19 protein-coding genes are annotated in these 17027 nt (G+C 63.1%); 7 read left to right on the top strand and 12 right to left on the bottom strand.

Annotated elements, in window-relative coordinates:
* Positions 1-70: 70 nt before the first annotated feature.
* The 5 genes from OF122_RS12470 to OF122_RS12445 all read right to left on the bottom strand — a co-directional run bounded on the left by OF122_RS12470 (position 71) and on the right by OF122_RS12445 (position 5206).
* Positions 71-3100 carry a type I restriction endonuclease subunit R gene (locus OF122_RS12470; RefSeq protein WP_264224555.1) on the bottom strand — a complete coding sequence of 1010 codons (3030 nt, stop codon included), beginning with the start codon at positions 3098-3100 and terminating at the stop codon, positions 71-73.
* 130 nt (positions 3101-3230) lie between these two features.
* A complete protein-coding gene (locus tag OF122_RS12465; RefSeq protein WP_264224554.1) occupies positions 3231-3428 on the bottom strand; it encodes a type II toxin-antitoxin system Phd/YefM family antitoxin in 198 nt (65 codons plus the stop codon).
* A gap of 91 nt (positions 3429-3519) precedes the next feature.
* Positions 3520-3741 (bottom strand): hypothetical protein, encoded by a 222-nt coding sequence (locus OF122_RS12460; protein ID WP_264224553.1) that lies wholly within the window; start codon positions 3739-3741, stop codon positions 3520-3522.
* 269 nt (positions 3742-4010) lie between these two features.
* Positions 4011-4679: a hypothetical protein gene (locus OF122_RS12450; protein WP_264224552.1), complete on the bottom strand. Its 669-nt coding sequence runs from the start codon at positions 4677-4679 to the stop codon at positions 4011-4013.
* Between the two features lie 206 nt (positions 4680-4885).
* A complete protein-coding gene (locus tag OF122_RS12445) occupies positions 4886-5206 on the bottom strand; it encodes a DUF3489 domain-containing protein (RefSeq protein WP_264227660.1) in 321 nt (106 codons plus the stop codon).
* Between the two features lie 74 nt (positions 5207-5280).
* Here OF122_RS12445 and OF122_RS12440 point away from each other — a divergent pair, with 74 nt between their 5' ends.
* The gene (locus OF122_RS12440) at positions 5281-5919 is read left to right on the top strand and encodes a DUF6441 family protein (protein WP_264224551.1); all 639 of its coding nucleotides are present in this window, start codon (positions 5281-5283) and stop codon (positions 5917-5919) included.
* Between the two features lie 50 nt (positions 5920-5969).
* On the opposite strand, the gene merA is transcribed toward OF122_RS12440, so the two are convergent.
* Entirely contained in the window at positions 5970-7391 is a 1422-nt protein-coding gene (merA, locus tag OF122_RS12435; RefSeq protein ID WP_165054030.1) for a mercury(II) reductase, read from the bottom strand.
* Positions 7392-7622: 231 nt separating this feature from the next.
* Here merA and OF122_RS12430 point away from each other — a divergent pair, with 231 nt between their 5' ends.
* The 5 genes from OF122_RS12430 to OF122_RS12410 all read left to right on the top strand — a co-directional run bounded on the left by OF122_RS12430 (position 7623) and on the right by OF122_RS12410 (position 10106).
* The gene (locus OF122_RS12430) at positions 7623-8048 is read left to right on the top strand and encodes a MerR family transcriptional regulator (protein ID WP_165054027.1); all 426 of its coding nucleotides are present in this window, start codon (positions 7623-7625) and stop codon (positions 8046-8048) included.
* Positions 8045-8461, top strand: coding sequence for an acyl-CoA transferase (locus OF122_RS12425; protein ID WP_197644523.1), 417 nt, complete (start codon positions 8045-8047; stop codon positions 8459-8461). The genes OF122_RS12430 and OF122_RS12425 overlap by 4 nt, the downstream gene beginning before the upstream one ends.
* Before the next feature lie 24 nt (positions 8462-8485).
* A complete protein-coding gene (locus OF122_RS12420; RefSeq protein WP_197644520.1) occupies positions 8486-9427 on the top strand; it encodes a phage tail tube protein in 942 nt (313 codons plus the stop codon).
* Complete coding sequence (locus tag OF122_RS12415; protein WP_197644516.1) at positions 9427-9864, top strand: hypothetical protein; 438 nt, start codon at positions 9427-9429, stop codon at positions 9862-9864. Before OF122_RS12420 ends, OF122_RS12415 begins: the two co-directional genes overlap by 1 nt.
* A gap of 68 nt (positions 9865-9932) precedes the next feature.
* Positions 9933-10106, top strand: a complete 174-nt coding sequence (locus OF122_RS12410) for a DUF7697 family protein (protein WP_264224550.1) — start codon at positions 9933-9935, stop codon at positions 10104-10106.
* On the opposite strand, the gene OF122_RS12405 is transcribed toward OF122_RS12410, so the two are convergent.
* The 6 genes from OF122_RS12405 to OF122_RS12380 all read right to left on the bottom strand — a co-directional run bounded on the left by OF122_RS12405 (position 10096) and on the right by OF122_RS12380 (position 15518).
* A complete protein-coding gene (locus OF122_RS12405; protein ID WP_197644513.1) occupies positions 10096-10476 on the bottom strand; it encodes a type II toxin-antitoxin system VapC family toxin in 381 nt (126 codons plus the stop codon). The two genes, OF122_RS12410 and OF122_RS12405, sit on opposite strands and share 11 nt — an antisense overlap.
* Positions 10476-10694 carry an AbrB/MazE/SpoVT family DNA-binding domain-containing protein gene (locus OF122_RS12400; RefSeq protein ID WP_197644510.1) on the bottom strand — a complete coding sequence of 73 codons (219 nt, stop codon included), beginning with the start codon at positions 10692-10694 and terminating at the stop codon, positions 10476-10478. The genes OF122_RS12405 and OF122_RS12400 overlap by 1 nt, the downstream gene beginning before the upstream one ends.
* Before the next feature lie 145 nt (positions 10695-10839).
* Entirely contained in the window at positions 10840-11631 is a 792-nt protein-coding gene (istB, locus tag OF122_RS12395; protein WP_264224549.1) for an IS21-like element helper ATPase IstB, read from the bottom strand.
* On the bottom strand, positions 11621-13147 hold the full coding sequence (istA, locus tag OF122_RS12390) for an IS21 family transposase (RefSeq protein ID WP_264224548.1): 1527 nt from the start codon (positions 13145-13147) through the stop codon (positions 11621-11623). The genes istB and istA overlap by 11 nt, the downstream gene beginning before the upstream one ends.
* Before the next feature lie 283 nt (positions 13148-13430).
* The gene (locus OF122_RS12385) at positions 13431-15182 is read right to left on the bottom strand and encodes a SulP family inorganic anion transporter (RefSeq protein ID WP_264224547.1); all 1752 of its coding nucleotides are present in this window, start codon (positions 15180-15182) and stop codon (positions 13431-13433) included.
* A 75-nt stretch (positions 15183-15257) separates the two neighbouring features.
* Complete coding sequence (locus tag OF122_RS12380; RefSeq protein WP_116653553.1) at positions 15258-15518, bottom strand: helix-turn-helix domain-containing protein; 261 nt, start codon at positions 15516-15518, stop codon at positions 15258-15260.
* 469 nt (positions 15519-15987) lie between these two features.
* On the opposite strand from OF122_RS12380, the gene OF122_RS12375 reads away from it, so the two are divergent.
* Positions 15988-16899, top strand: a complete 912-nt coding sequence (locus tag OF122_RS12375) for an oxygenase MpaB family protein (RefSeq protein ID WP_264224546.1) — start codon at positions 15988-15990, stop codon at positions 16897-16899.
* Positions 16900-17027: the final 128 nt, after the last annotated feature.

The following is a 17027-nucleotide window of genomic DNA, read 5'->3' as shown; positions in this document are numbered from 1 at the left end:
CTGAAACTCCGGAAACCGCAGCCTCGGCACCAGCATAGCCCCATCGGCCGTGTCGGCAGATGATTTCCCCTTACTGCTCATAGGCGCTCAACCCCGAGATTTCACGGCCGCCAGCGCGCTTCAGCAGAAGCGGCAGCAGGTCGGCCATGAGGTCCAGCTCTTTCACCCGTCGCGCCTTCCAGTTCAGGCCAAGGGGTTCCATCAAATCGGTCAGCGCCTCGCCGTCGAAGATCATGCGTTGCAGGATGGTATCGACAAAGCCTTGCAGCGCCTCGGTCGCAAGCCCGTGCTTGCCCGCGATGCCCGCCAGCTCCGCCGCGTTCTTTTCGGCCTTGAAACGGCTGTAGCCGTCGCGGATGGCCTTCTCGCTCAGACCCTCACCCGCCTTCAGTGTGGCGATGTACGCGGCGATGTCCTCACGCTCGTCCATGAACTTGGCGTCGGACTGGATCAGGCCGATCAGCTCCTCGCGGCTCATCTTTTGCTTGCCGGGGGTTGCCTCGGAATAGCGGGCGATCAGGCCCATGATGTAGTCATAGTCGATCACGGCCGAGGCAAAGAGGACGAACTCGAAATCGAGTTGGTCCGCTTCCTGCGTCGGCTTGTCGGCAACCTTACCCTGCTGTGCCCGAAGCCGCTGGGCGGTCTCCAGATACGCGCCGCGGAAGCCAACCAGGTTGTCGCGCGGAAGAACCTGCTCGATCGCTGCGGCGTTTTCCGGGGTCAAGTCTGTGTACTGGTCAAGCTGGGTCTTGAGCCGCTGGACCTCCTTGAAATGCTCGACGAACGCCGCGCGGGCCGCGTCGCCCTTGAGGTTGGGCACCGCGTCGGGGGCGCATTCGAGGCCCTGCGACTTCATGAAGGTGTCGAGCTTTTGCACCGCGGTTTCCAGTTTCTGGATGACCACAGGCGCCTTATCCACCAGCCAGAGTTCACGGGCCTTTTCGGCGGCAGCCTCGCCCGAGAAGAGGGCGATGGCGGTATCGACGGCCGCCTGCTGCTGGCGGAAGTCGAGGATATTTCCATACGGCTTGGTCGCGTTCAGTACCCGGTTCGTGCGCGAGAAAGCCTGGATCAGCCCGTGATGCTTCAGGTTTTTGTCGACGTAGAGGGTGTTCAGGAACTTCGAATCAAAGCCAGTGAGCAGCATGTCAACGACGATCGTGATGTCGATTTTGTGGTGCGGCCGGTTGGGGTAAGCCTTGCGTAAGTCGGCATCCGGCCATTGCTGGTCTTTGATGCGCTTCTGCACGTCCTGATAATACAGGTCGAACTCACCGATCTTATGGTTGGTGCCGTAGTTGGCGTTATAGTCGGCGAGGATTGCCTTCAGGGCTTCCTTTTTCTTTTCGGGCTCGACAGCGTTGTCTTCTTTCTCCTGCGGCAGGTCCTCCTGGATCTGCTTCACGTCCGCGTTGCCCTCGGCGGGCGGTGAGAAGACGCAGGCGATGTTCAGCGGTTGGAAGCCGGGATCAGCGGCCAACTTCTCGGCCTGCATGGTCTTGAAGAGGGTGTGATACTCGATGGCATCATTAATCGACGACGTGGCAAGCAGGGCGTTGAACCGGCGCTGCCCGGTAGCAGCGTCGTGCTTGGCGAGAATTGCCTCGATTACCGCCCGCTTGGCCAGCGGTTCGCCCGGCTTGGGCACTGTCTTGCCCTGCGGCTTGTAATAGTCAACGTGGAAGCGAAGGACGTTGCCGTCCTCGATCGCATGCGTGATTGTGTAGGTGTGAAGACGCTGCTGGAAGAGGTCTTCCGTCGTCTTCATGCTGGCCTGCGTGTCCTCGATCTTCTGCTGCGCGGCGTTCTGATCGAAGATCGGAGTTCCGGTGAAACCAAAGAGCTGGGCGCGCGGGAAGAACTCCTTAATAGCCTTGTGGTTCTCGCCGAACTGCGACCGGTGGCATTCGTCGAAGATAAAGGCGATGCGCTTTTCACGGAGGGGCTCCAGCTGTTCCTTGAAGCTCTTCTTGCCATCCTTCTTCTGCTGCTTGTTACGCTTGCTATTTTCGTCCAGCGCGAGGCCGAGCTTCTGGATCGTGCATACGATGACCTTGTCGGCGTAGTCGTCGGAAAGCAGACGGTGGACAAGGGAGGAGGTGTTAGTGTTCTCCTCGACGCAGCCTTCCTGGAACTTGTTGAACTCCTCGCGCGTCTGTCGATCGAGATCCTTCCGGTCCACGACGAAGAGACACTTCTCGATGTCCGGATTGTCCTTCAGCAGCGTTGACGCGTTGAAGGAAGTCAGCGTCTTGCCGCTGCCGGTGGTGTGCCAGATGTAACCATTGCCGCAGTCTTGCGCGATCGAGTCAACAATCGCCTTCACCGCGTAGACCTGATACGGCCGCATTATCAGGAGCTTCTGCTCGCTTGCGATCAGAACCATGTAGCGGCTGATCGTCTGGCCGAGTGTGCACTTGACGAGGAAGGACTCGGCGAAGCTATCGAGATGGACAATCTTCTTGTTGTCGATATCGGCGAACTCATAGACCGGCAAAAAGCGCTCTTCGGCATTGAAGGCGAAGTGGCGAGCATTGTTGTTCGCGAAGTAGAATGTCCTGTCCCGGTTGCTAACGATAAACAACTGAAGAAAGCACAAGATCGTCTTTGTATAACCGTTTCCAGGGTCGTTTTTGTACTCGACGATCTGCTCCATGGCGCGTCGCGGGCTTATGCCGAGGGTCTTCAGTTCGATCTGAACGACCGGGATGCCGTTGATCAGCAGAATGACATCGTATCGATGATGGCTGTTGTCCGTGTTGATGCGAAGCTGGTTCACCACCTCGAAAGAGTTCTTGCACCAGTCCTTGATGTTGACGAGCGTGTAGTTGAGCGGCGTCCCATCATCACGGGTGAAGCTATTGCGCTCGCGCAAGGTGCGGGCGGCGGTAAAGACATCGGGCGTGATGATCTCGTCGAGTAGCCGCTGAAATTCCCCATCGGTCAGCGTTACCCGATTCAGGGTCTCGAACTTCTCACGGAAGTTTCGCTCCAGTGTGGCGCGATCGCGGATATCGGGGCGGTATTCGTACTTGAGGTCCCGAAGCTTGGTGACGAGGGCATCTTCAAGATCGCGCTCGGGTTTAGTAGTCGCCATCGCGGGGCTCATCGGTTCTTTTTCTTTGCTGGGTGGGTCCAAGTCCCCGGCGTGAAATGCAATCGCGAGCCGAGGGAGTACTTGGTAAGGCGGGCGTCGGAGGCGATCTGGCTGGAAGTAGCTTGATCCATCATTCTGCCGTCCCTTTGGTGCTTGGGCGGCTATCTTCGCGACCCAGTTCAATGTCCTTCAACCGCTCGTACTCTTCGACTGCCATCACCACCACGACAGTTCGCCCATGTTTCGCCACCGCCACCGGCTCGGCGCGGGCGAGGTCGATCAACCGTCCGAAGCCATACTTCGCGTCTTTCGCGCTCAGGGTCTGCATGCGACTCCCCGCCTATTCCTTCGCCACTTTTGGCCAATTTGGCCCAACGAAGCAATAGTAGCGTTTGCGCAGGATGTCAGAAGCGCGATGTTCAACGACCGGAGAAGGTGTCTTTTTGATCGCTCCAGCTCAGTGGGAACGGCTCGAGCACCCGCACCAGCGTCACCTCCGGCCCCTGCTTTCCGTCCAGGATCGCCTCGACGATTTCCGGTGCGAGCAGCGTGAGCCGCAGGACGCGGGTCATGTAGGAGGGCGCAATCACCTCGCGCTCGGCCAGTTCCGCGATGGTGGCGTACTCGCCCGACTCCAGCATCCGCTTCCACCGGAACGCGCGGGCGAGTGCCTTGACCAGAGTGCTGTCGGACCTGCGCGGTTGTAGGCGAGAAGGCCGCGCCATCCGGCCCGAACAGCAGTCCTTTCAGCAGCGCGGGCGTCTCGGCACGGGTGTAAGCGGCGCGCTTGCGACGACTTTCTTCCAGAATAGCGTGGACGCGATCCCACGTCTCGCGGTCGATGACCGCGTCGTGTTCGCCTGGATAGCCCCGAACATCGACCGCGCGGACTGCGATGATGAACGACGCGTCAGTCCATTCGCAGCGGCCCGAACATGCCGGACTCCACCATAGCCATGTAGACGCGCTTCATCGCCATCGCCGTCTCCTGATTGACGAACAGCGATGAGCGCGACCCATGGGGATCACCGAGCAGGTAGGGACGCATCGTATCCCACCGCTCGCCGACTTCAGCGCGGTGCCACATGCGCATCTCTTGCTGAATCATCAGCGGCACGGCGAGCTTCTTGGGCACCATGTGGCGCTCGGGAAAAGCTTCGTGCCAGTCGCAGCGAACGAGGATCGGCGTAGTACCCGAATTGTAAAAGGGAACGTCCAGCCGCTCGGCGGTAATCGTGGCGCAGGGATGGGGCTCCATCGCTTCGACAGACTCGATGATCTTTGAGCCATCTCCGTAGGGGCACGAAACGAACGCGTGTGCGAAATAGATCGTGTGGTCCAGACCTTGATAACCGCAACGGTCGCTGGGGTCCGTCACCGGCATCTGGGGATTTTCCTGCGGCACCAAGGGATGCCACGTTGGATACCCGCGCACAACCGGACCATGCGCGTCGATCAGGTCCTGCAGCGCGCCGTCCGCCTTCTCTCGCTGGTCGGCTTCGACCCCGGGCGTCAGGACCAAGATCCGTCGCGCCCGCTCGTAGCCGTCCTGTGCCGCCTCGTCTGCTCGAAATGCCATAGGTGTCTGCCTTTCATCCCGCTTCACACGAAAGATAGGGGCTGCGCATGAAAATGCAATATCGTGCGTGAAGTATAATTATCACGCGAGAGATATGACTATCGTGCGTGAAGCCCGTCGTTTCACGTTGGCCGGAGGCGACGCTACACAAAGAAGCCGCCGCCCCACGCGGGACGGCGGCATAGAGACCGGCGTTCGGCGCTGCGTCAGTTGCCCGGCAAGCTGTAGACCCGCCCGCGCCCCTCGACCTTCTCCGAGGTCACTTCGAGCCCGAGCTTCTTCTTCAGCGCCCCGGCCATCGCGCCGCGCACCGTGTGCGACTGCCAGCCCGTCGCGCCCATGATCTCCTCGATTGTCGCGCCCTCTGGCGCGCGCAGCATGGCGATCAGGGTGGCCTGCTTCGTTCCCTCGCGCGGTGTGCGCGTCTTGGGCGCAGCCTTCGGTTCAGTGGGGGTGTCCGGCGCGGGCTCCTCGGTCGGCGCATCCGTCGCGCCCGCAGGCGCGGTGTTCGCGTCCTCGGTCTCGATGCCGATGGCGGCGAACCCTGCGTCGGTGTCCGCGACCGCGAGCGGCTGGTCTGGACCGTCGATCTGAGGCCCGCATGACGGCCATGAAGCTGAAGCTCGACATCGATCCCGACATCGTCGCGATGATGGCGGCCGAGGTCGCGGCGGGCGAACGCGCGGTGACGGCTGCCATGCGCGAGGCCGGGACCGGGCTGAAGTCGGCGTGGCGGCTGCAGATCACCGGCGCGGGGCTCGGCACACGGCTCGCCAACTCGATCCGCAGCCAGAACTTCCCGAGGTCGGGCGAAAGCCTCGACGCCGCGGCGCTGGTCTGGTCGAAGGCGCCGGTCATCGTCGGTGCGCATGACACCGGCCCGCTGATCCGCTCGAAGAACGGGTTCTGGCTGGCGATCCCGCTGCCCGCCGCGGGCAAATCCCTGCGCGGCGGCCGGATCACCCCCGGCGAATGGGAACGACGCCGGGGATTGCGGCTACGGTTCGTCTATCGCCGGACGGGCCCGAGTCTGCTGGTGGCTGAGAGCCGGCTGAACACGAAGGGCCAAGCGGTAGTGTCGCGCTCGAAGACCGGACGCGGCAAGGTCACCGCGCCGATCTTCCTGCTGGTGCCGCAGGTGAAGCTGCCGAAGCGGCTGGACCTGGCGCGGGATGCGGACCGGGCATTGGACGGCGTGCCGGGGCTGATCGTGGCGAACTGGGTGGAGGGTAGGTTGTGATCGCATCGATGCGCAATCTTGCTCGGCAGCCACGAAACCGACGGCTCGGGTCACCCCGCGCAGCACGACAGCTTCGCGACATCCTTGTCGAAGGTCTGCGCGGCGAGCTTCAGGCCCTCGACCGTGGTGAGATAGGGGAAGATCGTCTCGCCGAGCGCCTTTGTCGTCATGCCGAACTTCAACGCCAGGACAAGCGTCTGGACACTGTCGGCGCCCTCCGGCGCCATGATCACGCCGCCCAGCAGGCGGTCGGTCGCCCGGTCCGCGACCAGCTTGATCAGGCCGCGCGTGTCGCGGGCGGCGAGCGCGCGGGGTACGTTGTCGAGGGTCAGCACGCTGGTCTTGACGTCATGACCCGCCGCGCGCGCCTGCGCCTCGGTCAGGCCGACGCCGGCGACCTGCGGATCGGTGAACACCACCCAGGGCATCGCGGCGTTGTCGTAGCGCTCGGCCCCGCCCAGCACGGCGTTGCGGGACGCGAGCTTGGCGCCATAGGCGGCCATGTAGACGAACTGGTCCCGGTCCGTCACATCGCCCGCCGCATAGATGCCGGGGCGTGTCGTGGCCATGTCGTCGCCAACCTTGATCGCGCCGCGTCGATCGGTCTCGATGCCCATTTCGGCCAGACCCAGCCCTTCGGTGTTGGGCGCGCGCCCGGTGGTCAGGACAAGGTGATCCGCGGTCAGATCGCGTACGTTGCCGTCAACCGTTACCGTCAGAACGGCGCGGTCGCCGTCGCGCCGCGCGGCGTCATAGGTCACGCCGTCGAGGATCGTGAGACCTTCGGCACGCAAGACCTCGGCGAGTGCCCTAGAGACCTCCGGCTCTGCCCGCGGCAGCAGGCGCGAGCGGCAGACGATGGTGACGCGTGTGCTCATCCGCGCCATCATTTGCGCGAGTTCCACGCCGATATAGCCGCCGCCGAGGAGAATCAGGCTCTCGGGCAGCCGCTCCAGCTCCAGGAGCGACGTGCTGTCGAGCGTCGGGACGTCCAGGATACCGGGGATGTCGGGCACGGCGGGCCGCCCGCCGGTGGCGACGATGACCTTGGGGGCTGTGATCTTGCGCCCGCCGATTTCGACGCCGCCTTCGACCAGACGTGCCGGACCCTCGTCGAGATAAGTCACGCCATCGTAGCCCGGCAGCAGGTCGGCATATTTCTTCTGGCGCAGCGTCGAGACGAGATCGTCCTTGGCCGCGACCAGCGCCGCCCAGTCGGCGACCTGCGCCTCGCCCCTGAGGCCCGGGAACCGATGCGCCGACTGCGCGCCGTGGACAGCCTCGGCGGCACGGATCATCGTCTTGGACGGCACGCAGCCCACGTTCACGCAGGTCCCGCCGATGGTGCCATGACCGATCAGGGCAATCCGCTTGCCTCCTTCGGCGGCGGTGATCGCGGCCGAGAACCCGGCCGAGCCGGCACCGATCACGGCAAGGTCGAAATCGTCTTTCGGGGCGCAGTCGTCTTTCATGGGGTCATCCGTCCGTTCGAGTGTTCAGTCGCCGCTGCCGCCGTCAGACAGCCTAGACCTGTAAAAGGCGCCCAACAGGCACCCGCTGCGAGCCATCCCTTTCGGGCCGGGCGATCCGCGGTCGGGCTGTCCGTTCGGTCGTCTGCAAGCTCCCCGTCGCGTACCTCTCGTCTGCTATTGATGAGAGGTGTAAGGTCTGTAGCAACTACAGGCTCAAGGGGAAACTGGCCGATGACCGATCACGAGAGCGAGAGCGGCCTTACACGCGGAGACCTAGCTCGGACGACCGACTGCAACATCGAGACGATTCGCTATTACGAGAAGACTGGCCTGCTGCCCGACCCGCCCAGGACGGGCGCAGGCTACCGCATCTACTCCTCTGTGCATGCCACGCGCCTGCGCTTCATCCTGCGCGCGCGCGAACTCGGGTTCTCGATGGAGGACATCCGCGGATTCATGGGGCTCGAAGACGGTGCCGCGCCAACTTGCGCAGAGGTCAAGGAGCGGACCGAGCGCCACCTTGCCGATGTCCGCGCGAGGATCGCGGATCTCAGGCGCATCGAAATCGTCCTCACCGAGACCGCATCCAAGTGTTCGGGCGCCGAGGTTCCGGACTGTCCGGTGCTCGACGCAATTTCCAGGTCCGCCAATCCATGACCCCTCGCGAAACCATCCTCGCCGCGCTGCACACGCGGCTCTCGGCGCTGCCTGCCACCGCCCTGCGCGGCGACGTCCTGCCCGAGCGCGTACCGACCAATGGCTTGCTGATCCTGCGCGATGGCGAGCCGGGAGAGCCCGAAGTGACGCTGTCGCCGCTCGCCTACCACTATCAGCACCGCGCCGAGATCGAGGCGGTCGTGCAGGGCACCGACCGTGACGCTGACTTCGACACGCTGATCGCCAGCATCGGGGCTGCGCTCTCGATCGACCGCACACTCGGCGGCCTCTGCGACTGGGTCGAGGCGGAAGCGCCGCGCCCGGTCGATCTGCCGGTCGAGGGCGCGGCCAGCCTGAAGGCTGCCGTCATCCCGGTGGTGCTGCATTATTCCACGGCCGACCAGCTGGCCTGACCCAACCGATCATAGGAGACGAACATGGCACGAGCCCAGGGGGCGCGGGCGCTGATGGCGCTTGCGTTCGAGACCACCTATGGAACGCCGCCCGCCAGCGGCTTCACCCGCATGCCCTTCGCCAGCACCTCGCTCGGCGCGGAGCAGCCGCTGCTGAACTCGGAACTGCTCGGCTACGGACGCGATCCGCTGGCGCCGATCAAGGACGCGGTGACGGCCGACGGCGATGTCGTGTTGCCGCTCGACGCAGAGGCCTTCGGCTTCTGGCTGAAGGCGGCCTTCGGCACGCCGACGACCACCGGCGCGGAAGCCCCATACAGCCACGAGTTCCAGTCGGGGTCCTGGACGCTGCCCTCGATGTCGATCGAGACGGGCATGCCCGAGGTGCCGCGCTACGCGATGTATTCGGGCTGCGTCCTCGACCAGATCACCTGGCAGATGCAGCGCTCGGGGTTGCTGACCGCGACGGCGCGGCTGGTCGCGCAGGGCGAGACGGTGGGCACGACCACCAGCGCGGGAACTCCTGCCGCGCTCGAACTGAAACGCTTTGGGCATTTCAACGGCGCGATGACCCGGAATGGCTCCCCGCTTGGCAATGTGGTCTCGGCCGACATCACCTACGCGAACAACCTCGACCGGATCGAGACCATCCGGAACGACGGTCGCATCGACGGCGCGGACCCGTCCATCGCGGCACTGACCGGCTCCATTGAGGTGCGCTTCGCCGACAGCACGCTGGTGACGCAGGCCATCAACGGCGAGGCCTGCGAACTCGAGTTCGGTTATTCGCTACCCTCCGGAGAGAGTTTCACCTTCACCGTGCACGCCGTCTACCTGCCGCGCCCGCGCATCGAGATCTCGGGGCCGCAGGGCGTTCAGGCCACCTTCGACTGGCAGGCGGCGCGCGACAGCGTCGTTGGCCGGATGTGCACCGCAACCCTGATCAATGACATTGAGGTGTACTGATGCTCACGCTCGACCTGACCAACGCGCCCCGCTGGCACGACCTTGCCCCGGGCGTGCGGGTGCAGCTGCGCCCGCTGACCACCGCCCTGATGGTCGCGACCCGGAGCGATCCGGCCGTCGAGGCCATGCCGGACAATGCCTCCGACGAGGAACGCGCCGTCGCCTTCGCCAAGGCGCTGGCGCGGCGGGCGGTGCTCGCCTGGGAGGGCATCGGCAACGCCGACAGCAAGCCTATCGACCCGAGCCCGGAGGCCATCGACGCGCTGCTCGACATCTGGCCGATCTTCGAGGCGTTCCAGCTGACCTACGTCTCGAAGGGCCTGCTTCTGGAGCAGGAAAAAAACGCCTCCGCGCCCTCGCCGAATGGTCCTTCGGCGGGGGCGAGCGCTACTGCGAAGCCTGCGCGCAAACCTGCCCGGACTGCCCGACGCGGCTGAACCGTCCGGAAACGCCGGAGGGTTGGCAGGTCTGGGACCTGGTCGGCCGTCTCGGCGGCCAGCTGCGTGTGCTGCCCGGCGCTGTGATCGGCTGGGACATGTCGGCGGCGCTGGCGCTCGGTGACGCGCTCGGCGTGCCGCCGCTCGCCATGGCCGAACTGCTGCCCGTCCTCGAAGCGGTGATGGTCGCCAAGCTGAACGAGGAACTGGCCGCGAATGGCGGCAGCGGTGTCAGGTCTTGATCTTCTCGATCAGCGAGACGCCGGGCAGCCCCTCGAAATGCGCGTCGCAGGTCAGAAGCGTCGCGCCTTGGGCCCGTGCAGTTGCGAAGATGATGGCGTCGGCGGTTGCCAGCTTATGCTCCCGGCACGCCTCCGCCGCCGCGAGCGCGATCTCGGTATCGAGCGGAACGACAGTGCAGACCTGCGTGAACGCGATGACCTGATCCGCCTTGTCCTCGCCGACCTCGCGGGTCAGCCATTTCGCCAGCTCGAGCTGGACCATGGTCGGGACAAGCCACTCGGCCTGTTCGGGCAATTGCCCGGACATCTTCTCACCCGTTGGTGAGCCGATCAGCCATTCGATCCACGCCGACGTGTCGACGAGGATCATCAGAGCCGATCCGTCCGGTCGCGATAATCGGTGGCGGACGCGCCGCGCGCGAGCCCCTTCAGCGCCTCCCGCTTGGGCACAGGCACCAGCAGGACGCCCGTGCCTTTCGGGATGAAGGCAAAGGTCAGCCCGGCCTCCCAGTGCTGCGCCGCGCGGATCGCCTTGGGGATCGAGATCTGGAACTTCGAGGACAGGGTCGCGGTCTCGGCCATGGTCATACCCTCATGTAATCGATGCCTAAAACGTAAGACGCCGGTGCGGCGAAAGCAAGGACTCTGACCAATGGCTGTTGATTTCTGCTGAGAAGTGACCCGGTATTTTCACCGAGAATTGACCCGCCTCATGGATATGATTTGGGATTGGTCAGGTGGTCAAGCCGGGTGTTTTCTCCTTTTTGGTTTTGACGGTTTGGGCCGAGCTGTTTTTGAACCGGAAGCTGTCGTTTCCGGTCTCGAGGATATGGCAGTGATGGGTCAGCCGGTCGAGCAGCGCGGTCGTCATCTTGGCGTCGCCGAATACGCTGGCCCATTCGGCAAAGCTGAGATTGGTGGTGATGATGACGCTGGTGCGCTCATAGAGCTTGCTCAGCAGATGGAAGAGCAATGCTCCTCCTGAAGCGCTGAAGGGCAAATATCCGAGCTCATCAAGGATCACCAGATCGGAATGGATGAGCCGGTTGGCGATCTGCCCGGCCTTGCCCTGGGCCTTTTCCTGCTCCAGCGCATTGACCAGTTCGACGGTCGAAAAGAAGCGAACCCGCTTGCGGTGATGCTCGATGGCCTGAATGCCCAGTGCCGTGGCGATGTGGGTCTTGCCGGTTCCCGGCCCGCCCACCAACACCACGTTGTCGGCCTTGTCGATAAAGGCGCCGGCATGAAGCTGGCGCACCAGGGCCTCATTGATCTCGCTACTGGCAAAATCAAAGCCAGCCAAGTCCTTGTAGGTTGGAAAGCGCGCCACCTTGAGCTGATAGGCAATGGATCGCGTCTCTCTTTCAGCCATCTCGGCCTTGAGCAATTGTGAGAGGATCGGAACGGCCGATTCAAAGGCCGGAGATCCCTGTTCGGTGAGTTCGCTGATTGCCTGGGCCATGCCTGCCATCTTGAGGCTCTTGAGCATGATGATCAGGGCCGCGCTTGCCGGATCATGACGCATGGCGCACCTCCTTGTCCGCGCGCAGGGTATCGTAGCGCTCGACATTGGCCTGCGGTTCCTTGCCCAGCACAAGGGCCTGCGGTGCCCTGACTGGCGGCACCGTTCCCGGCTTGCCATCGATCAGCCTGTGCAACAGGTTGAGGATATGGGTCTTGGTGGGCACCCCGGCCTCCAGCGCCATCTCGACCGCGGCCAGCACCGCCTGTTCGTCGTGATGGAGAACCAGAGCCAGGATCTCGACCATCTCACGATCGCCACCGGGTTTGCCCAGAAGGTGGCGCTGAAGTTGCCGGAATCCATCGGGCATGTCGGCAAAGGGTGCACCATTGCGCAGGGCACCGGGCTTGCGCTGGATCACCGCCAGATAATGGCGCCAGTCATAAACGGTGTGACCCTGCCCATGATGCCGCTCGATAATCCTCTTGTGCTCGCAGATCGCCTGGCCTTCAGCGACAACGACAATGCGGTCCGGATAGACCCTGACGCTGACCGGTCTGTTGGCGAACGAGGCCGGAACGCTATAGCGAACGCGCTCGAGGTGAACCAGGCAGGTGGGCGAGACCCGTTTGGTATGTTCGATGAACCCGTCAAAGGCCCGCGGCACGGTCATCAGATACGGCGTCTCGATGCACCAGGAATTGGCAACCGAACCCGGTTCCGCGCCATGAGCAATCTCTTCCCATAGAGCCACACAGCGCTGCTCGAGCCAGACGTTCAACTCATCGAGCGAGTTTGCACGTGGCAAGGGCTGGAAAAGCCGGTGCCGCATATCGAGCACGTTCTTTTCCACCATACCCTTTTCCCAACCGGCAGCGGGATTGCAGAACTCGGGCTCGAACAGGAAGTGGCTGGCCATGGCCGAGAACCGGGCATTGACCTGACGTGCCTTGCCACGGCCAACCTTGTCCACGGCCGTCCTCATGTTGTCATAAATGCCCCGGCGCGGGACGCCGCCCAGAACTCGGAAGGCATGGTTGTGGGCATCAAACAGCATCTCGTGGGTCTGGAGCAGATAGGCCCGCACAATAAAGGCCCGGCTGTAGCAGAGCTTGGTATGGGCGACCTGGAGCTTGATCCGCTCGCCCCCGATCAGTGCCCAATCCTCGCTCCAGTCAAACTGGAAAGCTTCGCCAGGCTCAAAAACAAGAGGAACGAAAACGCCCCTGCCGCTCACATTCTGCTCGCGCTGGCGTTCCTCTTTCCATCGACGGGCAAAGGCCGCCACACGACCATAAGAGCCTTCGAAACCGAGGCTCACCAGATCAGCATGGATCTGCTTGATGGTGCGCCGCTGCTTGCGCGGCTTGCGGCTCTCGGCCTTCAGCCAGCCTGACAGCTTCTCGGCAAAAGCATCGATCTTGCTTGGCCGATCTGGAACCTGGAACTTCGGCTCAACCGTATCGGTCCGAAGGTATTTGCGAATGGTATTCCGGGACAGGCCCGTGCGCCGCGCAATCTCCCGGATCGATAAACCGTCCCGGAAATGCCAGCGCCGGATAACGCTCAAAAACGCCATGTCCAACACTCCTAAATCTCCCGCCCAAAACGAGCAGGATAGCGTTCAAACATGGGTCACTTCTCAGTGGAAAAATCTCCCTGAACCGGGTCACTTCTCAGCGGAAATCAACACAGTAGCCTGCTGAACGGCCGCTTTCCCGGCTTGGGCGCCCAGAAGCGGTCGGGCAGATTGCCACCCCGCTCTTGCCCTTGCCGTCGTGATGGCAGCCGCCGACGCCACCTTTACCCTTCCCGCAGCTTTTGTCTCTGATCGAAAGCAGCCATTGTTCAGCGCCTACAAACTACTGAGAGGCAAGGACGGCGGCACTGTCCTGTCTTTCACTTTCCTTAGTAGCTTGCGCAGCTTCAATGTTGGTGATTGCATCCTCGACGTTCGCCGCATAGCGCACCAGCGGTTTCCTGAGACCATGGGTGATGAACGCGCGCCGGATGTCCCGGCTTGCACCTGTCAGCCAGAGCGTGACGTCGCGTCGATGCGCCTTGTGCGCCAGACCTTCGATCATGTTGGCGCCGGTCGAGTCGAGGAACGGCACCTCGGAGAAGTCAACGATCAGCGCCTTGTGGGTGTCCTGGATACGGTCGAGAACCGAACCGATCGAAGCCGTCGCGCCGAAGAACAGCGCCCCGCTGATGCGGTAGATGACGACATCTGGGTCCGCCGCCTGTTCCTCGTCATAGGCCTCGCGCGGGCGCACGGTGTCCGCCTCATCGCGGCCGACGAAGGCGGTATTGGTGGCAACCTCGGTCGTCCGGCTCATGCGGTGGATGAACAGGACCGACCCGAGCGCGAAGCCGACGACGATGGCCTCGGTCAGGTCGCGGAAGATGGTCAGGAAGAAGGTGGCGCCAAGCACTGTCGCCTCACCCCAGCCCGAGCGCAGCAGGATCGCGATGGCGGGCTTCTCGATCATGTTCCACGCCACCACGGCCAGCAATCCCGCCAGTGCCGCAAGCGGGATGTAGGCGGCGAGTGGCGCCGCCACGAGCATGAAGAGAAGAATGAACACCGCGTGCAGCATCCCCGCGACCGGCCCATGCGCGCCGGCACGCACGTTGGTCGCTGTGCGTGCGATGGTTCCCGTCACGCAGAAGCCGCTAAAGAGCGCCGAGCCGATGTTTGCCGCCCCCTGAGCGACTAGCTCGCAGTTCGAGCGGTGCCTGCGGCCGGTCATGCCGTCGGCGACGACTGCCGACAGAAGCGACTCGATGGCGCCAAGAAGGGTGAAGGAGATCGCAGCCGGAAGAACCGCCATGATCTTCTCCATCGACAGATCCGGCAGGCTCGGGGCCGGCAGTGACGACGGGATGCCGCCGAACTTCGTGCCGATGGTCTCTACGGGCAGCCCCAGGAGGGCGGCCCCCGCCGCAGCCAGCCCGACCGCGATGAGCATGCCCGGCCAGTGTGGACGCCAGCGGCGCAAGCCGAGGATGACCGCAACTGTCGCGACGGACAGGAGGACCGCAGCAGGCGTTACGCTGTCCCGGACCGCCCACAAGGCGGGAAGCTTCTCCAGAAGCTCGCCAGGCTCATGCTCCAGCGCCAGCCCGAACAGCTCCCTGATCTGACTGGCGAAGATGATCACCGCAATGCCCGCCGTGAACCCGACGGTCACCGGGAAGGGAATGAACTTGATGAAGGTGCCGAGCCGCAGGAACCCGACAGCGGCCAGCATCAGTCCCGACAGGAACGTCGCGAGGATCAGCCCATCCATTCCGTGGAGCGCGACGGTGCTGGCCACCAGAACGATGAAGGCGCCGGCTGGGCCACCGACCTGGAAGCGCGAGCCGCCGAGGAGCGAGACGAGGAACCCGCCCACGATGGCGGTGTAGAGGCCCTGCGCCGGAGTTGCGCCCGATGCAATAGCGATGGCCATGGACAGCGGCAGCGCCACGATGGCGACGGTCAGTCCGGCGATGGCGTCGGCGCGCAATTGTGGCAGCCCGTAGCCTTCGCGCAGGACAGTGACGAGTTTCGGGGTGAAGAGCTCGGCGAAGCTCGGAGCGTCGCTCTGTCTGGTGGTCTGGTCTTCCATCTTCGGCCGCACCTTTGAGGATTGCGGCGGGATCGTCGGCATGTCGTCGGCGGTCGCCGTCGCGGGGTTGAGGGATCAGTGTCTGGGTGGGGGCGCCTTCAGGCGCACGCCTCGTCCGCTTGCCGTGCTGGCGGATCCTTCTCCGATGAGTTCGACGCCAGCAAGTTCGAGTGCCGCGACCACCTTGGTCAGGCTATCTACGACACCACGCACATTTCCATTGCTGGCTTCCATGCGCTGTATTGTCGGAACGGAAAGCCCGGCTAGTTCCGCCAGTGTCTTCTGGTCGATACCGAGCATGGCGCGCGCGGCGCGCATCTGTGGCCCAGTGATCATAGGAGTCCTCTAAACACACAATGATTGATGCCTAGATCGTCGACGTTGATATGTCAAATATCGATATGAGGGTTCTGGATATGCCGCCAAAACTTTGTCGACAAAGAAGCCTATGTGGCACCCTGCAAGCACGGGGCAAACAAGCCGAGGCCGCTTTCGGCGGCGCCACGCCAAAACCCGACAGTCCGTTTTCCACCCCATGCCGGTCATCCCGTGGGAAATTTCCATTGCCAACGAAACGGTGCAATCGGGGCCGCTACCAGACTGGCAGGTTTTGGCGAGGAATCGGAGAAAGCCGACATTTGGCTTACGAACCAATTCTATTGTTCACCGGCTCAACTGCAGCGACGGGTAGAGGGCCAGGTTGCCATGCCCCACTGCGGCGGAGTCAGAGCCCAACGGCGAATTTTGGCATTGCGCATCGCGCTTCGCTCTTGAACTCCTCTCCCCCATACCGATGTTGTGGGAAGTGGTTGTCATTGCAGAACAATGGGTGGTTTATTTGGACGCTATCAAGAAGATGATGGCTACGCCGAAAGGCATGGAGATCGACTTCCGCAAGCCTCAGGGTGCCCCGGCACTGGTGCCAGCGGATGGCGTGTCCTGGCAAATCTTTGCCAACCCGGTGTCGCTGTTTATCGGCGGGGTCGCGGCCGTACTTCTCGAATTGGCAGAGCCGTCAGTGCGGACCGGTGTCTGGGAGCATAGCAGCTTCCGTCAAGACCCTCTCTCACGGCTGCATCGGACGGGTTACGCTGCGATGGTCACCGTCTACGCGCCTCGTCACGAAGCCGAGCGCATGATTGGGCGCGTGGTGCGGGCGCATGACCGCGTCCGTGGCAAGACGCCGGATGGACAAGATTATTATGCCAACGACCCGCGACTGCTCGACTGGGTTCATGCTACCGCGACATGGGGGTTCACCGAGGCCTATCACCTGTACGTTCACCAGCTCACTGCCGCGCAAAGGTCCTCAGCATTCAAAGAGGGTGAAACGGCTGCGGGCCTATACGGAGCAAGCGGTGCACCGAACGACTGGCTGGGTTGGGAAGCGCTCCTCGCGAAAACGGCTCCGACTCTGGAGGACCATCCGATCATGAGCGAGTTTCTTGACCTCATGGAAACCACGCCCTTGTTGCCAAAACCATTGCGCGGTGCGCAGCGCCTGCTCGTACGTGCCGCAGTGAGCATGACCCCCGAGCCAGTGCGCTCGCTTGGGCGACTGCGCGATCGCGGACTGCGGCGAGGAGAGACGATGCTGGTGCGTGCATCTGGTAGGATGGCATCGCTTTTTCCTATGTCGGCGCTTCCGCCCCTCCAAGCCACAAAACGGATGCAAGCCACCGGAGAGTTCAACGCCGGGGCGGCCGGGCATTCGTGACGGTATGACGAACGCAGGTCAGCCGTTGCAAGGATGGTTCTGCAGAATCCAAAAGCGATCATTTAAAGGTTCTCAATGATGGCTCTGGGCGGCTGGTGATAGCACAGGTTGATTTGCGTCAGGTTTCT

Origin of the sequence: Pelagibacterium flavum, assembly GCF_025854335.1 — a bacterium.
Taxonomy (GTDB): domain Bacteria; phylum Pseudomonadota; class Alphaproteobacteria; order Rhizobiales; family Devosiaceae; genus Pelagibacterium; species Pelagibacterium flavum.
The sequence above is the reverse complement of the archived record's forward strand: the minus strand, read 5'-3'. Positions and strand labels throughout refer to the sequence as shown.